The sequence below is a fragment of the Flavobacterium sp. CECT 9288 genome, assembly GCF_918731615.1.
GTDB lineage: Bacteria > Bacteroidota > Bacteroidia > Flavobacteriales > Flavobacteriaceae > Flavobacterium.
On sequence record NZ_OU957226.1, the window covers coordinates 2,866,362 to 2,885,083 of the forward strand.

At 34.5% G+C, this 18,722-nt stretch carries 17 protein-coding genes and 1 pseudogene; 10 read left to right on the forward strand and 8 right to left on the reverse strand.

Features of this window, described 5'->3' with window-relative positions; translation table 11 throughout:
* The first annotated feature begins 72 nt into the window (after positions 1-72).
* The 3 genes and pseudogenes from LQ189_RS12700 to purT form a co-directional block, all read left to right on the forward strand.
* On the forward strand, positions 73-1,941 hold the full coding sequence (locus tag LQ189_RS12700) for a U32 family peptidase (RefSeq protein WP_230157648.1): 1,869 nt from the start codon (positions 73-75) through the stop codon (positions 1,939-1,941).
* A 156-nt stretch (positions 1,942-2,097) separates the two neighbouring features.
* Positions 2,098-2,823 (forward strand): phytanoyl-CoA dioxygenase family protein, encoded by a 726-nt coding sequence (locus tag LQ189_RS12705; RefSeq protein WP_230157651.1) that lies wholly within the window; start codon positions 2,098-2,100, stop codon positions 2,821-2,823.
* 629 nt (positions 2,824-3,452) lie between these two features.
* Positions 3,453-4,619: pseudogene (gene purT / locus LQ189_RS12710) on the forward strand (formate-dependent phosphoribosylglycinamide formyltransferase); the annotation flags it as partial.
* A gap of 52 nt (positions 4,620-4,671) precedes the next feature.
* On the opposite strand, the gene LQ189_RS12715 reads toward purT, so the two are convergent.
* Complete coding sequence (locus LQ189_RS12715; RefSeq protein ID WP_230157655.1) at positions 4,672-5,541, reverse strand: AraC family transcriptional regulator; 870 nt, start codon at positions 5,539-5,541, stop codon at positions 4,672-4,674.
* A 91-nt stretch (positions 5,542-5,632) separates the two neighbouring features.
* Between LQ189_RS12715 and LQ189_RS12720 the strand changes: the two genes are divergently transcribed.
* Positions 5,633-5,995, forward strand: coding sequence for a DUF983 domain-containing protein (locus LQ189_RS12720; protein ID WP_086453673.1), 363 nt, complete (start codon positions 5,633-5,635; stop codon positions 5,993-5,995).
* A gap of 36 nt (positions 5,996-6,031) precedes the next feature.
* On the forward strand, positions 6,032-6,361 hold the full coding sequence (locus tag LQ189_RS12725; RefSeq protein WP_144889421.1) for a DUF6370 family protein: 330 nt from the start codon (positions 6,032-6,034) through the stop codon (positions 6,359-6,361).
* Positions 6,362-6,420: 59 nt separating this feature from the next.
* Here the strand turns inward: LQ189_RS12725 and LQ189_RS12730 are convergent, their stop codons facing one another.
* Complete coding sequence (locus LQ189_RS12730; RefSeq protein ID WP_230157657.1) at positions 6,421-8,064, reverse strand: hypothetical protein; 1,644 nt, start codon at positions 8,062-8,064, stop codon at positions 6,421-6,423.
* A 165-nt stretch (positions 8,065-8,229) separates the two neighbouring features.
* Here LQ189_RS12730 and fabD point away from each other — a divergent pair, with 165 nt between their 5' ends.
* Both fabD and LQ189_RS12740 read left to right on the forward strand, forming a co-directional pair.
* Complete coding sequence (fabD, locus tag LQ189_RS12735) at positions 8,230-9,102, forward strand: ACP S-malonyltransferase (protein ID WP_230157658.1); 873 nt, start codon at positions 8,230-8,232, stop codon at positions 9,100-9,102.
* Between the two features lie 95 nt (positions 9,103-9,197).
* Positions 9,198-9,449: a hypothetical protein gene (locus LQ189_RS12740; RefSeq protein ID WP_230157660.1), complete on the forward strand. Its 252-nt coding sequence runs from the start codon at positions 9,198-9,200 to the stop codon at positions 9,447-9,449.
* 38 nt (positions 9,450-9,487) lie between these two features.
* Here the strand turns inward: LQ189_RS12740 and galE are convergent, their stop codons facing one another.
* Positions 9,488-10,501, reverse strand: a complete 1,014-nt coding sequence (gene galE, locus LQ189_RS12745) for a UDP-glucose 4-epimerase GalE (RefSeq protein ID WP_230157662.1) — start codon at positions 10,499-10,501, stop codon at positions 9,488-9,490.
* A gap of 64 nt (positions 10,502-10,565) precedes the next feature.
* A complete protein-coding gene (locus LQ189_RS12750; RefSeq protein WP_230157663.1) occupies positions 10,566-11,696 on the reverse strand; it encodes a DegT/DnrJ/EryC1/StrS aminotransferase family protein in 1,131 nt (376 codons plus the stop codon).
* A gap of 222 nt (positions 11,697-11,918) precedes the next feature.
* Between LQ189_RS12750 and LQ189_RS12755 the strand changes: the two genes are divergently transcribed.
* On the forward strand, positions 11,919-13,145 hold the full coding sequence (locus tag LQ189_RS12755; RefSeq protein ID WP_230157665.1) for a 3-deoxy-D-manno-octulosonic acid transferase: 1,227 nt from the start codon (positions 11,919-11,921) through the stop codon (positions 13,143-13,145).
* Between the two features lie 219 nt (positions 13,146-13,364).
* On the opposite strand, the gene LQ189_RS12760 is transcribed toward LQ189_RS12755, so the two are convergent.
* The 4 genes from LQ189_RS12760 to LQ189_RS16275 form a co-directional block, all read right to left on the reverse strand.
* A complete protein-coding gene (locus tag LQ189_RS12760) occupies positions 13,365-14,087 on the reverse strand; it encodes a LytTR family DNA-binding domain-containing protein (RefSeq protein WP_086453683.1) in 723 nt (240 codons plus the stop codon).
* 6 nt (positions 14,088-14,093) lie between these two features.
* Positions 14,094-15,188, reverse strand: a complete 1,095-nt coding sequence (locus tag LQ189_RS12765) for a sensor histidine kinase (RefSeq protein WP_230157667.1) — start codon at positions 15,186-15,188, stop codon at positions 14,094-14,096.
* Between the two features lie 165 nt (positions 15,189-15,353).
* Positions 15,354-17,354: a S9 family peptidase gene (locus LQ189_RS12770; protein WP_230157669.1), complete on the reverse strand. Its 2,001-nt coding sequence runs from the start codon at positions 17,352-17,354 to the stop codon at positions 15,354-15,356.
* Between the two features lie 96 nt (positions 17,355-17,450).
* Positions 17,451-17,555 (reverse strand): DUF3395 domain-containing protein, encoded by a 105-nt coding sequence (locus LQ189_RS16275; RefSeq protein ID WP_140344594.1) that lies wholly within the window; start codon positions 17,553-17,555, stop codon positions 17,451-17,453.
* A gap of 402 nt (positions 17,556-17,957) precedes the next feature.
* On the opposite strand from LQ189_RS16275, the gene LQ189_RS12775 reads away from it, so the two are divergent.
* Together LQ189_RS12775 and LQ189_RS12780 are read left to right on the forward strand one after the other, a co-directional pair.
* Positions 17,958-18,404, forward strand: coding sequence for an N-acetyltransferase (locus tag LQ189_RS12775; protein WP_230157671.1), 447 nt, complete (start codon positions 17,958-17,960; stop codon positions 18,402-18,404).
* Positions 18,405-18,528: 124 nt separating this feature from the next.
* Positions 18,529-18,696 carry a hypothetical protein gene (locus LQ189_RS12780; protein WP_230157673.1) on the forward strand — a complete coding sequence of 56 codons (168 nt, stop codon included), beginning with the start codon at positions 18,529-18,531 and terminating at the stop codon, positions 18,694-18,696.
* Positions 18,697-18,722 lie beyond the last annotated feature (26 nt).

The window sequence follows — 18,722 nt, forward strand, 5'->3', positions numbered from 1 at the left end:
TTTGCTCACTTTTTTTTTGGAACCACCAAAAAGACTAAAGTGTTAAAAAACAACTAATTTATCATCAAATCGATGAAGAAAAAAATAGAAATTCTAGCACCTGCCAAAGATTTAATTCATGGTATGGCAGCTATCAATAGTGGGGCTGATGCCGTTTATATTGGTGCACCACAATTTGGAGCCCGTTCTAATGCCACCAACTCTATCGAAGATGTAGCGGCTTTAGTTAAGTATGCACACCTTTTTAATGCACAAGTTTTTGTGGTTATCAACACCATCTTGTACGATAACGAGCTAGAAACTTGCCGTCAGATGATTTGGCAATTGTATGATATTAAAGTTGATGCTTTAATTGTACAAGACATGGCGATCATGGAAATGGACTTGCCTCCTATCGTGCTCCACGCAAGTACGCAAGCCAACAACCGTGATCCTCATAAGATTAAATTCCTGAAAGATGCCGGAATGAAACGCGTCGTTTTAGCTCGTGAATTGAATTTACACCAAATCAAAGAAATCGCTGATACGGCTGATGTGGAATTAGAATTCTTTGTAACCGGCGCGCTTTGTGTGTCATTCAGTGGAAACTGTTATATGAGTGTAGCCAATGGCGAACGCTCTGCTAACCGTGGTTCCTGCGCTCAAAACTGTCGTTTGCCTTACAACTTAATCGATGGGAATGGCGACACTTTAATCAAAAACAGTCACTTACTTTCGATCAAGGATTTTGACGTTTCGGATCAAATCCCAAATCTTGTAGAAGCAGGCGTGATGTCCTTTAAAATCGAAGGGCGTTTAAAAGATATCGTTTATGTAAAAAATAACGTTTCGTATTTACGTCAAAAATTAGATGCTTTCTTGGATGGAAATGAAAACTACACCAAAGCTTCTTCTGGAAAATGTACCTACACTTTTGACTCTGCTTTGAACAAAAGTTTCAACCGTGGATACACCGATTATTTTGTAAACGAAAGACACCAATCTATCGGTTCTTGGGAAAGTCCAAAATCAAAAGGGCAATACATCGGGAAACTAATTCGCACTGTGGGCAACGCTTATGAAATAGAAAACGGCGAATTACTCAACAACGGCGACGGTTTGTGTTACATCAATGAAAATAATGAAGCTGACGGAATTTATGTAAACAAAGTCGAAAACGGCTTGGCTTACCCAAATGTATTAAAAGAACTAAAAGAAGGCACTTTTATTTACCGTAACAACGATGCAGCTTTTATCAAAATTGTAGAACGAGAAGATAGTGCGGTTCGTAAAATAAGTACCACTTTGCACCTAACCGAAACTGAAAATGGGTTTGAGCTAGCTGCTACTGACGAAGATGGTAATGTGAGTACGGTTCAATTGGCGCATCCAAAAGAAAGAACCAAGAACAACGAGTCGATTGAAGAAAACTTTAAAATTAACTTGGCAAAAACAGGTTTCACGCCTTACACAGCCGATGAAATTACAATTGATTTCTCTGAAAATTGGTTCTTACCGATATCCAAAATCAACGAAATGCGACGAACAGTTTACGAACAACTGTCAGAAATTCGTTTGGCTAATTACAAAGTTGAGGAACACCAATTGGTTAAAACATCACATCCTTACCCTGAGACAAAACTGGATTTTATGTACAATGTTTCGAACAAACTAGCCCGTAAATTCTACGAACGTCATGGAGTTACCGAAATCGAAAAAGCTTTTGAATTGCAATGGGATCCTGGAAAATCACGTGTGATGACCACGAAATATTGTATTAAATACGAATTAGAACGTTGCCCGAAATACCATCGAGAAAATATGGACAAAAAGGTAAAAGAACCTTTGGTATTAAAACAAGGCGAATTAGAATACAAACTCAAATTCAATTGCAAACCCTGCGAAATGGAGATTTGGGAAAAAGATGCTGAATTCGAAATTGAAGAAGATCATTTTCATTAAAATACAAAACCGATGCTTTATTAAAAAAAGGCATCGGTTTTTTTATTAAATTTGGGCGTGTTCGCCGCGGCGAGCGGGCTATACGCTATATCTTTTGTTCCGCTATCGCTTCACAAAAGGATGCCGCTTCTATCCCTCACGCAAAAAAAACTTGTAATGAATTACTCAAACAAAATACATTCTGATGGTTTTGAGATTATTGACAATGTTTATTCAGATTTTGAAATAGACGAAATAATTTCATTTATTGACCAAAAAACATCCCAGCAACCTTCTGATTCAACCTTTAGAAAATCTAAAGAATTATTTGCAATTCGACAATTTCATAAAGAAATTCCCCAAGTACTTCCCCACATCTTCAATAAAAACTTGATTAACATAATACACTCAACTTTTGGGGAAGATTATTTTATAACAAAATCTATATACTTTGATAAACCAGAAAAATCAAATTGGTTTGTAGCTTATCATCAAGATCTAACTATTTCTGTTGACAAAAAAATTGAAGTTGATAATTTCGTAAATTGGACTTTAAAACAAAATCAATATGCGGTTCAACCTCCTAAAGATATTCTAGAAAAAAATTTCACCATTAGAATTCATTTAGATAAAACAACCAAAGAAAATGGAGCACTAAAAGTTCTAAACAAATCACATAAAAATGGCATCGTAAGAGTTGAAAATATAGAATTTAAAAACGAAACAGAAAAGATCTGTGAAGTTGAAAAAGGCGGAATAATGATCATGAGACCTTTACTTTTTCACGCATCAAATAAAACAACTAATAACAAAAGACGCAGAGTAATTCATATTGAATTCAGTAATAAAGAATTACCAAACGAACTAGAATGGAGTGAGAAAACAAATTTGAATTTGAATTAAACTACTAACTTCTATCCAAATTACTAAAATCCTCAAATTACTAAATACCAAATTATTATTTCTGTATAGAATTAAATATACCAAATCTGCAAAAAATACTCGGGAATAAAATCCATTTTTTATCTTTACTCTCAAAACCAAATGTAAATGAAATCACAAAATAGCATTACTAGAAACTCTATAATCGCTGGTTTTTTTATTTGCTCCATTTTTCCAATATTAATCTTTACGAAAACATTATTTATTGAAATCTTAATAGCAGTAGGTGACTTTGGATTATTCGGAAATCAACTTTATTGGGGAATTCTATTCCCCCTATTTATTATTTTTATTTTTTGGAATTCAGCCAAAAAAATAAGTTTATCGGTAAGACAAGCATCTTACTTTCGAACTTGTTATCAATTTTCATTTCAAGTAAGTGCAAAACTTATAATAACTTTGTTCGCAACATATATAATAGGACTATTTATTAATGGCACATCTGTTGTGTTAGGGTCACAGATTTATTCTCAAATTATATTTTCAATACTAATGATTCTATTTTTATCATTCCTATTAATGATTTTGACGTTTATTAGTAGTTTAATAATTGTAAAACGGAGTCAAAATTCTCAAAAACAAACAATTTAAAAAAAATGAAAATACTACTCCTCGGCTCAGGCGAATTAGGTAAAGAATTTGTAATTGCTGCACAACGTATTGGGCAAACTGTAATTGCGGTAGACAGTTATGAAAATGCACCTGCTATGCAAGTAGCGCACGGTTTTGAAGTCATTAATATGCTTGACGGCGATGCATTAGACCGCATCGTTGCCAAACACCAACCCGATTTTATTGTTCCCGAAATAGAAGCTATTCGCACCGAACGTTTTTATGATTACGAAAAACAAGGTATTACCGTAGTACCATCCGCAAAAGCAGCCAACTTTACTATGAATCGTAAAGCCATTCGTGATTTGGCCGCCAAAGAGCTAGGGCTAAAGACTGCCAACTATCGTTACGCCACCACCGCCGAAGAATTAACAAAAGCGGTAGCCGAAGTTGGTATCCCTTGTGTGGTAAAACCATTGATGTCTTCATCTGGAAAAGGGCAATCCACCATCAAAACTTCCGATGATATTTTAAAAGCCTGGCAATACGCTGTTGATGGTTCTCGTGGTGATGTAGTTGAAGTAATTGTAGAAGCTTTTGTCAAATTCAATTCGGAGATTACATTATTAACCGTCACGCAAAATAATAATCCTACGCTTTTTTGTGCTCCAATTGGTCATAGACAAGAACGTGGCGATTACCAAGAAAGCTGGCAACCTGCCCTGATTTCAGACAAAGACTTGTACGAAGCCCAAGATATGGCCGAGAAAGTTACCGAAGCTTTGGGAGGCGCAGGACTTTTTGGAGTCGAATTTTTCTTGGCTGATGATGGTGTTTATTTCTCAGAATTATCGCCAAGACCACATGATACAGGAATGGTAACTTTGGCGGGAACGCAAAACTTTAACGAATTCGAATTGCATTTGCGCGCTATTTTAAGCTTGCCTATTTTTGAAATCACCTTAGAAAAAATAGGTGCTAGTGCCGTTATTTTGGCATCTGAAAACTCTGAAAGCCCTAGTTTTACAGGAATAGAAAAGATTGCTGCTTTACCCAAAACTGATTTTAGAATTTTTGGCAAACCCTCTTCAAGACCTTATAGACGTATGGGAGTAGCTTTAGTAAATGATAGTCTTGAAACACCAATTGATATTGTTGTAGAAAAAGCGAAAAAAGCGGCAGCTTTAGTAAAAGTTCATGCTTAACCCTATTACCCCAACGGACAAATGTAAAAAGAAGTTTTCATCCAAATAAAGACTATCTTTTTCGTTTGTCCAATCGAAAATGGCTAGGTGTCAATCCAGTCTGTTTCTTGAACAATCGGGTAAAATACGAGTAATCTTCATATCCTAAACGTAATGCGATTTCGTTTACCGTAAAATCTTTGTCAAACAACATGCGTTTGGCTTCCAGTATAACTCTGTCCGCGATCACTTCGGTGGTGGTTTTTTGGAGTCTTTCGTTGCAAATTCTATTTAAATGTTTCAGCGTTATGTGAAGCTGGGCTGCATAAAAAGAGGCCGCTTTCTCTGTTTTATAATGCTTTTCTAACGCCGTTTCAAAAGCTTTAATTTTTACATTGTAGGCATGTGCTTGATGCAAATTCGATTTCTGGTATTTACGCGCAATTTGAATATGAATACAGTCCAAAAGATTCAAAATATAATCCTTTTGCCAAGGCTGATTAGACTGTGATTCCTCGATAAGTCTTTCAAAATAGGGCACAATGGCAAGACTTTCGGCAGTTTGTAAAACAAGCTCGGGTTTATTATCCACAGCAGAATAAAAAGGATAGTCGGCAATATCTTTTTGTCCAAAGTAAAGATTGTAAAATTCCTGCGAGTAAAAAACAACATATCCTTCAACATCTTCGGATAAATGCCAATGGTGAATTTGTCCAGGTTGCATAAAAAACATACTTCCGGGCTGAATGTCAAAAACATCAAAATCAATCTCATGCGTTCCGGAGCCTTGTGTAAAAAACACTAAAACATAAGAGTTATGACGGTGTGGCTCCTCTACAAAACTGTGCGTAATTAAATGATTTTTAAAGGTATTGATATACAAACTACTGTTGACTGCATTGCAATTAAACCGCTGAATATTGTAAATGGGATACTTCGCCATGATTTCTAAATGTCTTTATTGTCCTAGAAGTAGCGAAGATAGAAAATACTACGCATAGCAATAAGAAATACCTTTGATAAAAATAAATATCATGTCACACGCTATCGCTCATATCCTAAATAATGATTGTCCTCAGTGTCAAAAAGGTAAGGTTTTTAATGAAAAAAGTATCTTTTTTACTTTTGGTTTCCCTAAAATGAACGAATACTGCTCGCATTGTCATTACAAATTTGAGAAAGAACCTGGCTATTTTTTTGGAGCTATGTACGTCAATTATGGCCTAACAGTGGCGCAAAGTATAGCCACTTATGGTATTGCTCAGTTTTTCTTTCAGGAAAGATTTGATTTGAGAATCATACCCATTATTGCCTTTGTGATAATCGCCTTAGCTTCGTTCAATATTCGTTTGTCGCGACTGTTATGGATTTACATGTTCAAAAACTATTCGATGTAAAAAACAGGTATCTTTGTTTTCTATAACTCTATTACCATGAAAAAAATACTTTGTTTAGCGCTTCTATTTATGGCTACACTTGCCAGCGCTCAGGATAAGAAAGAAAATCAAAAAGCTAAAATTGTTGAAGCTTCATGTGGTCAATGCCAATTTGGTATGACAGGACACGGATGCGATTTAGCCGTTCGAATAGACGGAAAGTCCTATTTTGTTGATGGCAGTTCCATCGATTCTCACGGAGATGCGCATGCCAAAGATGGCTTTTGTTCCGCTATTAGAAAGGCATCTGTACAAGGCGAAGTCGTCAACAATCGTTTCAAGGCAACCTCCTTTACCCTTTTGCCAAAAGAGAAAAAGAAATCCTAAAAAAATACCCCAAAGAGTCGTGAACTTTTTGGGGTGTTTTTTATCTTAAACTATTCTATCTATTTGCCTTTTGAATTTGGCTTCAAAGTCTTATTAGCGAATGTTGCCACATCAATCACTTCTTCTAAATCGACATCAAAAGAAATCATCACACTATCACCCACCATGGTCACAGGCAGTTGATTGGATATTTGCGATGAGCCTACAAAAATATTAGGATAATCTTTAACTTTGAAATAATAAAAGCTATTTCCATTTTTTACATCATTTTGAATGCGCGTCACAATAGATTGTACTGATTTTTGAGTCGCAGCACTGTTAGGATTGATTTTATTATCTGCCATATTGTAGACATTTTTAAACGAGGTCAGCGTTTCACGCATGGTATTTCCAACACCTACAATGGTATAATCCGAAATCGCAACCATTGCAAACATTTTAACTAATCCACCTTTATCTTTCAAAGTCATCACATACGTTGGAATGTTATTAATGTTATACGGAATAGGCAAAGATGCCTCATATCCTTTTTCTTGAACTTTACCCTGAGCCGAACTTTGGGCAGCAAATTCAGTTGCGCCTCCTTGTTTGTAAAAAGTAGTTTCTTTGGTTCTGGTATCCACCAATACAAAACCCACAGCAGATTCGTCCTTTCCTACTGATGTCAAACCCGTATACCAGTATGATTTGTTATCGTTTCCGTAAACTAATGTCAAACCTTCGGTAATTTGAAGTTTATTCGCGTTCGAAAAATTCCAATATCCATGCACGTATTCGCCCCAATCATTCAATTGATCTTCAATAAATTCTAAAGGCTGAATGCGATCAACCCATTTTGGTGTTTTATCAATTGAGTATTCTACAATAGCTCCAGTTTGTGCATTGACAACAGCTACACCAATGGCATCTTTACCTGAGAAACCTATTTTTTTAGCATATTTAGTTACAATCCAAAACGGATTTCCAGCATCGTCAATTTCAAAACTAAAATCAGTCAAACCTACTGTCGCATTTCCGTTAAAATAAATATGTCTGTGAATATTACTTTGAAAAAAAGCTCCTTGCTGGTACTTAATTTTGATAGCTTTACCCGCTATGTTTTGTACCAGTTTTACATCACGCTCATTGGTTGCTGAAACCATAACATATCCTGCTGTTCCTTCTTGATTGTTGAACCATTTAAAAAAACCAGAGTGTAACAAAGGCGCAACCCAATACAAACTGTTATTTACTTTTTGAATACAAAAATCACCTAATTCTACCTGGCTACCTAGAGCTGGTTGCGAACCTAATATTTTTTCTCCCAGCAGGTGTGCTAATTCTTCATCAACAACACGAATTTTGTCAATTGCAATTGGAGCGATGTGAGTGGTTATTTTGTCGCCGTTTTTTACCTTGCCAAGTAACTTTTGGTACGAGTCAGAGCGAAACATTTTGAGACTCGTTACAAAAGGTAAAACTGTACAATAACTTAAAACAACAAGAAAAGCATACACCAAAAAGCGACTGGGTTTCGAGACCACTTTTACCTGATTATTAGAACCTGAAACAGCAAATCCCGTCGAAAACAAAAGAGCTAAAACCAATAAAATAAGTACAATAAAAGCAAAGCCCGGAAAACCGTAATTGAAAACGGGTAGGTTATTGTAAACCAATAAAAACCCTAAAAGCAGTAAAAAAATAAAAGTAAATGTCTTTTTCATTTTGAAAAGTTATTTGTGTACCAAATTAGTCTTCATACATCAAAAAGCGTTACAGTACTATTCCGAAAAAAAGGAAACTATTGTCGCTTGTAAAAAAATAGTATTTTTGCAGCGAGATAGAGTAGTAAATTCTATCCTTATTTTTTTCAATTTTAAAAGAAACACATGAAAGCATACGTTTTTCCAGGGCAAGGCGCACAGTTTACAGGTATGGGTAAAGACTTGTACGAGAGTAATCCTCTTGCAAAAGAATTATTTGAAAAAGCTAACGAAATTTTAGGATTTCGCATCACCGATATCATGTTTGAAGGAACTGCCGAAGAATTAAAAGAAACCAAAGTAACTCAACCAGCAGTTTTTTTACACTCTGTAATATTGGCTAAAACTTTAGAAAATTTTACTCCAGAAATGGTAGCGGGACATTCTCTTGGCGAATTCTCTGCACTAGTTGCTAATGGTACTTTATCTTTTGAAGATGGATTAAAGCTAGTTTCTCAAAGAGCTTTGGCGATGCAAAAAGCTTGCGAAATTACTCCATCAACTATGGCCGCTGTTTTAAACTTAGACGATAAAATTGTTGAAGACATTTGCGCTTCTATAGATGGTATTGTTGTAGCTGCCAATTATAACTGTCCGGGTCAATTGGTAATTTCTGGCGAATACAAAGCTGTTGAATTAGCGTGCGAAAAAATGAAAGAAGCGGGTGCCAAAAGAGCTTTGATTTTACCTGTTGGTGGTGCTTTCCACTCTCCGATGATGGAACCAGCTCGTGAAGAACTTGCAGCAGCTATTGAAGCTACCACTTTTTCAACACCAATATGTCCGGTGTATCAAAATGTAACTGCAACTGCCGTTTCGGACCCGAACGAAATCAAAAAAAATTTAATCATTCAATTAACCGCTCCTGTAAAATGGACGCAATCTGTACAGCAAATGATTGCGGACGGAGCAACCTTATTTACCGAAGTTGGTCCTGGAAAAGTACTTGCTGGGTTAATTGGAAAAATCAATAAAGAAGCAGTTACAGCCAACGCATAAGCTCGTTTTCAAACTATTAAAAATTCCTCATAGACCTGTGTTTATGAGGATTTTTTTATATCTTTAAAATATACAAACCCATAAATAAATTGAATATGAAAAAAGTAATTTTAGGAATAGCATTTTTAACACTAGTAACAGTATCTTGTAAAGAAGAAACGAAAGCTAAATTAGACGAGGCAAAAGATGCCGTAGGCACTGAATTAGAAGCGAAAATAGATACTGCCACTGTAAAAATGGACAAGGCTGTAGATACTTTACAATCAAAAACTGGAAAAGCACTTGAAAAAGGTGCCGCAAAATTAGATGAAGCAGCTGCTAAAATGAAAGAAGCAGCAAAAAAATAAATTAGAAAAGGCAGTCTAGAATAGACTGCCTTTTTCAATTATTCTCTTACTTTCTGTTCCCATTTCCAGGCACTTGCCATGGCCTCTTCAAGTGTTGATTGTGCTTTCCAACCTAAAACCTCATTAGCTTTTTCTGTACTGGCGTAAGCTGAAGTGATGTCTCCTTCGCGTCGACCTACAATTTTGTAAGGCAACTGCTTCCCACTTACTTTCTCGAAAGTTTCAATTACTTCTAAAACCGAACTTCCGGTACCAGTACCTAAATTGAACGTCTCTACTTTGGTTTCATTTTTCTTATTCAATAAGCGCTGTAATGCAATAACATGGGCTTTCGCCAAATCGACTACGTGAATATAATCGCGAATGGCAGTACCATCAGGCGTAGGATAATCGTTCCCGTAAACCGATAATTCTGCACGCAAACCCATTCCTGTTTGCGTAATAAAAGGCACTAAGTTTTGCGGTACTCCCAATGGTAATTCTCCAATTTCAGCTGACGGATGTGACCCAATAGGATTGAAATAACGCAACAAAATAGCGTTGATATTGGTAACTTTGGCTGTATCAGTGATAATTTCTTCACCAATTTGTTTGGTATTTCCGTATGGAGACATCGCTGTTTGAATAGACGCGCTCTCAGTAATCGGCATTGTTTCGGCTTGACCGTAAACCGTACAAGAGGAACTAAAAATAAAATTGGCTTCAGGTTTTTGTTGTAATTCCTGCAACAGATAAATCAAAGCACTGATGTTGTTTTCATAATACAGCAAAGGATTTTCAACACTTTCGCCAACCGCTTTTGAAGCCGCAAAATGTATTACTCCTGCAATATCATCATGTCTTTTAAAAAAATCTTGAACTTTATCTTTTTCTCTTATATCAATTTTTTCAAATGCAGGCTTCACACCCGTAATGTTTTGAATTCCATCTAAAACATCCAAAGAAGTGTTAGATAAATTATCAACAACCACAACTTCGAATCCTTCGTTTTGTAATTCAACAACGGTATGTGATCCTATAAATCCTAAACCTCCTGTTACTAGTATTTTCATACTTTATTAATATATTATTAAATTTTATTTCATAAAAAAGACGCGATAAATCGCGTCTCTACAATTATCCTAAAAATTCTAAAACACTCGATGTAATGAAAGCAATTTGCTCATCATCCAATTCTGTGTGCATTGGTAAAGAAAGTACTTCTTTAACCAATTGATTGGTTACTGGAAAATCTTCTTCGTTATACCTAGCATCAGCGTATGCTTTTTGCGAATGCAACGGAATTGGGTAATAAATGGCACAAGGAATGCCTTTATCCAACAAATGTTGCATCAATCCATTTCTATCTGCATCGATAATTCGTAATGTATATTGATGAAAAACGTGACAGTCGCAAATATCACAAATGCTAGGTGCAATTATATTTTTGTGCCCTTCAAAAGCCGCAGAATATTTACGTGCTGCATCTTGTCTGGCTTTTCCGTATTGATCTAATAAAGGTAATTTTGCATTCAGAACTGCTGCTTGTATGCTGTCTAGTCTTGAGTTCACACCCACAACATCGTGGTGGTAACGCTCATACATACCGTGATTTACTATTCCGCGAAGTTTGTGAGCCAAAGCATCATCATTCGTGAAAATTGCTCCACCATCACCATAACATCCTAAATTTTTAGAAGGAAAAAATGATGTCGCTCCTACGTGACCAATAGTTCCTGCTTTCTTTTTAGTACCATCAGAGAATTTGCAATTAGCACCAATAGCTTGAGCATTATCTTCAATCACGTACAAATTATGTTCTTTGGCAATAGCCATAATCGCTTCCATATTGGCTGCACGTCCAAATAAATGAACCGGTACAATGGCTTTTGTTTTTGGAGTTATGGCTTTGCGAATCCCATCAATAGAGATGTTCATGTTGTACATATCTACATCTACCAAAACGGGAGTTAACTGCAACAAGGCAATTACCTCAACAGTGGCTGCAAAAGTAAAATCGGCAGTGATGACCTCATCACCAGGTTTCAAATCCAATCCCATCATTGCAATTTGCAAGGCATCAGTACCATTGGCACAAGGAATTACGTGCTTTACATCTAAATATTCCTCAAGTGATTTTTGAAATTCATGCACTTTAGGTCCGTTGATATACGTATTGGTGTCTAAAACTTCCTGAATAGAAGCATCTACAACATTTTTTATTTTTTCATATTGACTTTTCAAGTCAACCATTTGGATTTTTTTCATTTCGATTTTCAGTTTAATGTTCGAAAGAGAAGCCTGCTATTACATTCTTGTTCCTTTCTTAAAACGTAGAACAAAAATAGTTATTTATGTCTTGATACCAATGCAACGTTTCTTAAAAAGCGGGGAATACGATAAAATAAAATTAGCAGTCTTGAAATTTAAAAAAATGATGCGTTAGAAATTCATTTAAAGAAAACGTATTTTAGCCCAAAATTTTTAACCATGCTTTTTATCTATAATTTATTAGTTCTATTTGCGAGTTTTCTTTTAAAGATTGTGGCACTTTTTAGTCCAAAAATGAAACTTTTTGTAGAGGGCAGAAAAGGTGTTTTTACGCAACTTGAACAGCAAATAAAACCAACAGACAAAACCATTTGGTTTCATGCCGCATCGCTAGGCGAATATGAGCAAGGCTTGCCTGTGATTGAAAAAATTAAAGAACAATTACCAAGTCATAAAATTGTCTTGACTTTTTTTTCCCCATCAGGTTACGAGGTTCGAAAAAACAATACTGTGGCTAATGTTACGGTATATTTACCAATGGACACAAAGGAAAATTCTCAACAATTTCTTGACCTCGTTCATCCTGAAATGGCGTTTTTTATCAAGTACGAATATTGGCCGAATTACTTAAACGAACTCAAAAAACGCGATATAAAAACCTATTTGATTTCTGGAATTTTAAGAGAAAATCAAGCCTTTTTTAAATGGTACGGCGGGTTTTATAGAAAAGCGCTCGATGCTTTTACTTACTTTTTTGTTCAAAATGAAAGTTCTAAAAAACTCTTGCAACAATTAGGTAAAAGCAATGTTATTGTGTCTGGTGACACCCGTTTTGATCGTGTGGCCACCATTTTAGAAAAAGACAATACGCTGGATTTTATTGCTCAATTTAAGGATAACACTACCACAATTGTTGTGGGAAGTTCTTGGCCAAAGGATGAAGATTTTATTGTAAACTTCCTTAACTCGACTGCTTTGAATGTGAAATTTATAATTGCTCCACACAATATTAAAGACGAGCAAATTCAAAAACTCAAAAACAGCATCAGCCGAAAAACTGTTTTATTCTCTGAAAAAGAAAATAAAAACCTAGGCGATTTTGATGTTTTTATCATTGACACCATTGGGATTTTGACCAAAATTTACAGTTATGCTGATATTGCTTATGTGGGTGGCGGCTTTGGAAATCCTGGCGTGCACAATGTTTTAGAACCAGCTACTTTTGGTGTTCCAATCGTTATTGGCTCCAATTATTCGCATTTTGCAGAAGCAATCGCATTGCTAAACATGGAAGCGTGTACTGCCATAAACAATCAACAAGAACTGAACGAGGCTTTTGAAAATTTAATTCGAAATGAAGACATCCGTCACGAAAAAGGACATATGTGCAGCACTTTTGTACAAATGAACAAAGGCGCAACACAAATGATTGTGAGCCGAATTTAACCCGTTTTTAAAAGGTTTGATTAAATTAGTTTAGTCAACCGTTCACAAATTAATAAACCATTAAGTTCAGTAAGAAAATTAAGAATCATTGTGCTCACTGTTGCTTAATTCTATTTATGATTTAGAGAACAAGTTAATTTTGAAAACAGTTCTGAAAGAGCTGTTAACTAGAATTCAAATTAAAAATCATTGCGCCCATGACCGAAGACTAAGTTATTGCTATAAACTGAGCTTATCTTTGAAATTGCTGGCTTGTCTTCGGGAAATTTCCACTTTAATATCTTTTGGAAGTTCTGCTAAAAGATTACCGCTAAACCAGGTTTCAATTTTACCAATGTATTGCACATTTACAATTTGGTTTCTATTGGCTCTAAAAAAATATTTCTCGGGAAGTTTTTCTTCAATTTGGTTTAATGATTTGTTGATCGTGGCTTTTTCATTTTGAAAAAATACTTTGGTGTAATTGCCATCAACTTCAAATAAGTAAATATCAGAGATTTTCACCAACCAGCATTTTTCACCATCTCTGATAAAAATCTGATTGTCCAAAGCTAGTTTCTTCTCATTTTTTTCGGCTCTTTCGATCAAATTGGTATTTACCTTTTCTATCGCTTGTGCAAACCTTTTTGGATTGATTGGTTTTAATAAATAATCGAGTGCATTGTATTCAAATGACTTGATGGCATACTCATCAAAGGCAGTCGTAAAAACCGTAATAGGTACATTATCGAGCATTTCAAGCAAGGCAAAACCATCTTTTTCAGGCATGTTAATGTCCAGAAAAAGCAAATCAGGTTGCGTGTTGTTGATGAGTTCAAAACCTAAATCTACATTTTCGGCTTCACCAATTATTTGAATTTCAGGGTGATTTTTAATTAATTCCTTTAGCTCATTGCGAGCCAAACGAGAATCTTCGACTATGACAGCTTTTATTTTTTTCATCGGTTACTAAGAAATAGGTAGTGTTATTTTGGCAACGACTTCATTTTCAATTTCATTGAGTGAAAAAGTCGCGTTTTCGCCGTAAATCAATTGCAATCTTCTTTGAATATTTTTAAGACCTAATTGTGTAGTTCCTGTTTGTTGAGACAAATTCCCTGTATTCTTAACTTGAATATGTAAATTGGTATTTTCTTTTTTGATTTTCAACAATAAAATACCGCCGTTTTTTAGTTGCGAAATTCCATGTTTTATAGCATTTTCAATCAACATTTGAATAATCATAGGCGGAATAGGCAATTTTAAAGTCTCTTCTTCTATTTCTGAAATAAATTGCAATCGATCTTCCAATTGAATTTTTGAAATGGCGATAAAATTTTCAACCATTTCAATTTCTTCCTCAAGTGCAATGGTGTTGATTTCACTTTTTGTCAAAGAATACCGCAGCATTTCAGACAATCGCGTGATCATTTCCCTTGATTTCATTGGGTTTTCCAGAATCAAACCGCGGATATTGTTTAGACTGTTAAACATAAAATGCGGGTTAATTTGTCCTTTTAAAGCGTTAATCTGTGACTCTTTAAGTGTAGACTCTAGCTCTAACCGATTCATTTTATTGTCTTTTAATAATAAGATTGTTTTAACAACAGTATATGAAATTATCCACAAAAAAAACAAAATAGAAAACAAAATGATAAATACAATATTTGCCAATAAACTTTGGCTAGGGTGATTTAAAACTTCTGGCCTTTTATACACATATGTAAGCATCAAATAGTTATACCCCATTATAAATGAATAATAGATACCGATTGACATCACAAACACTAGAATAATTTTAAAAAGATCTCTTCTCGTAAAACTTTCAAAATCAATATACTTATTAAAAAAGAACCGTACAGAATAGGTCACAACAAGGATAGCAACAGTATAAGATACATAATCTAAAACCAATTGCCATTTTTCATATCTTAAAACATTTCTTTTAAGGTCTAACATTGGAGGTATAAATATAAAGCCTAGTACAATGGTCCAGATCACAATTTGAATGATCCAAAACGTATATTTTCTTTTTGATATTTTTTCTATTGAATTCGTTTTCATTGTTTTATTATGAGATTAGTGCTGTGAAGTACTCAGCAATCTTTATAACTGTAATCAAAATTAGTTTTACCATCATTTTGGGTTTTAAATTAAAATATTCCTTTTAAAACTTTTGGCGAAGTACAACTACTCCGCCAAAAGTAAACTTTTTCAAATTAATTTTTACTACTTCAAGTGTTGTGCAAAAAAACCAAGCATTGATTTATAGAGCTCAATTTGATTTTCTTCTCTAAGAAAACCATGTCCTTCGTTGTATTTTACCATATAAGGAACTTCAAATCCTTTTTTGCGCAAAGCAGTCACAATTTGATCTGATTCTACTATAGTAACCCTTGGATCATTTGCACCTTGAACCACAAACAAAGGCTTTTTGATTTTATCGACTTGATAAAAAGGTGATACCTCTTTGGCAATTTTAGCCTGTGCAGGATTGTCTAAATCATACCAAATTTTCTTTGTCGCTTCTGTATAAGGTTTCCAATATTCAGGAAAAGAACTAAAAAAAGTTTCAATGTTTGAAATTCCTACATAATCCACTCCACACGCATATAAATCAGGTGTTTTTACTAATCCCATCAAAGTAGCATATCCTCCGTGACTTGCACCATAAATAGCAATCTTATCTTTGTTTATCCATCCTTGTGACAATACATACTGCACTCCATCTTCAATATCATCCATCACTTTACGACCAATTTGACCATATCCTGCTTTCGCAAATTCTTTTCCGAATCCTCCCGAAATTCTAAAGTTTACCTGCAGCGTTGCATAGCCTCGACTCGCAAACAATTGTGCTTCTTGACTAAATCCCCAACTGTCTCTTACCGTTTGTGGACCACCGTGCGGATTAACAATTAAAGGCACCTTTTTTCCTTCTAAAGCCTCTTTCGGCAAGGTGATGTAGCCATAAATTAAAATTCCATCACGACTTTTAAACGAAATCGGTTGCATAACAGCCATATCTTTTTGTTCTAGTTTTGGCATCAAATCGAACATATATGTTAATTTATTTAACTTTGAATCGTACTGATAATATTTCCCGTAAAATTTATCACTAGAAACAATGATCAACATTTTTTCTTCATCGTCACTTTGTGAAACAATTGAAAATTGCGCATCTTTAAATTCCTTTTGTATGTTGTCATATATCTTTTTAAAAGGTTTACTTATTGGGATGATGGTGTTTTTTTCTCCGTTAAAACCAACGTAGTCCACTTCAAAATTTCTTTTTTCAGAGAGCACCAAATAATTGGAGTCAAAGGTCGGGTTAGAATAAATTTCCTTAATCATTTTATTTTGCTTCAAATCATACAAAACAATTTGTGTTTTATCAGATTCTAAATTTGATAATACATAAGCATCATCTGGATTGGGAGTTTGGTAATTTAAAGAAACAACACTGAAAGTTTCTGTTGATTCAAATTCTTTTAACAATTTAAAATCGCTTGCGCCTGCAGGCCTGTAGTAGTACTGCATGTTAATCCCGTTAACCAGTCTTGTAAAGCCTATTAGATTGCCATCTTTATCAAAATTATAGACCAGTATTGGGTTTTTAAGGTCCGTATTGGCATATAATCTTTCTATCGCTCCAGTTTTGATATTGATTTTATAAGGCTCCTTAACTTGCTTGTTTTCCTTATTCATAGTAACGATAATAAAATCCCTTTGATTTTTTAGTACCGTATTAATTTCTGCCTGTACACCGTCAAAAGGCGTCAAATCAATTGAAGTAGAACCATCAATACCAGCAGAATAAACATGTATGTTTTCATTTCCTCCTTTATCCATGGCATAAATTAATCGCTCATTATTCAACCAAAAATACGTTTTGATGAGTTCTTCTTTTTCCTCTATTACTAGCGAAACTTTGCCTGTTTTAATCTCCTTTACGTATACATTGGTTTTGCCGTTATCCATTTTTTGAAAATAAGACATGCGTAATCCGTCAGGTGATAATCTAAATGTTCTTGCTTTTGCTTTTGCAAAGAAATCTTCAACAGCATATTTGTAATTTCCGTTATCAAAAGAGGCTAATTTTTCTAGATCTCCTTTCGACGAAGGCAGCGAAATATCGCCAGGTCTTTTTGCTTCAGGTTGAGCTGTTTGTGCATTGGCATTTGACAATCCCATTATTGCTAGTGCAAGTACAATGATATTTTTTTTCATGATTTAAATTGATTTTGATTGATTTTATTGATTTGATTGATTTGATTGATTTGATTGATTTGATTGATTTGATTGATTTGATTGATGATATATTTTTTAAGCCATTATTAATTTCATTAAGTAAACTAGTAAAAAACCTATTATAAAACCAAAAACTGCTTTTAAAATAACTAACCCTTTTTTTGAAATTTCTGTTTTCATATTTTTGATTGATTGATTGATTGATTGATTGATTGATTGATTGATTGATTGATTGATTGATTGATTGATTGATTGATTGATTGATTGATTGATTGATTGATTGATGTTCGAATTGCCTAGGCAAATTTGAGTTTAGCCGATTAACGTTTTAACTAGATGAAAAAGTGCAAAGCCTAAAATAAAACCTAATACTGCCTTTACTACAACAACTCCTTTTTTTAAAATTTCTGTTCTCATTTTTATTTGTTTTAAATTGTTTTTGTTTGTTTTGATGAGACAAATATAGAACGGCTAAGGCTGTAGTTTTGATGAAAAATGACGAACGGTTGTAACGAAATGACGAACGGTTATGGCAAGACCAAATTCGATATTAACTACCTTTACGCTATTAAATAGAACAATATGATTCACTTTAAACCAATAGATAAACAAGATGTAAATACTGTCAGTGCTTTGATGGTCAATTTCTACGCCATTGACGGTTATCCTATTGCTATTGAAACGACCAAAGAATTATTAGATCAATTTATAGACAATCCACAGTTAGGAAAAGCTTGGTTGATCTATTGGCAAGAGCAAGTGGTAGGTTACATAATTCTAACTTTTGTGTTTAGTTTTGAGTACCAAGGAAAAATTGCTTTTTTAGATGAATTATTCGTAACAGAAACAGCTCGAGGCAAAGGCATTGGCAGCAAAGCCATAAATTTTGTAAAAGCCGAAAGCCATAAATTATCGTTAAAACTGATCTATCTTGAGGTAGAACCACACAATACAAAAGCACAAAAATTGTATCTTGCCAGCGGTTTCGAAATACATAATCGAAAATTAATGCGTCTTAAAACCGATTGAAATTGCTAATACAATAATCAAACACGGACTTTTTAAAACTTTTACTAAGCCGATTCGTTTTGTAGAAACATATTAAAAACAAGTATTGATTATTAAAATGAAACGCCTCTCTTGAGCTAACAAAATGAAAACCAAAATATGTGAAATTTGCTCCATTGCAGCCGATACTATGTTTCGGGTTCAAATCGCCACGGGAAAAAATTGGATTTTTGTTTGCCAATCTTGCTGCGAAAAATCAAAATCATTGACTCAATATAAATACGGAGGAACTTGGAAAGGTAAACGACACTAAAACATTTTCTGTTCCATTATATTTAA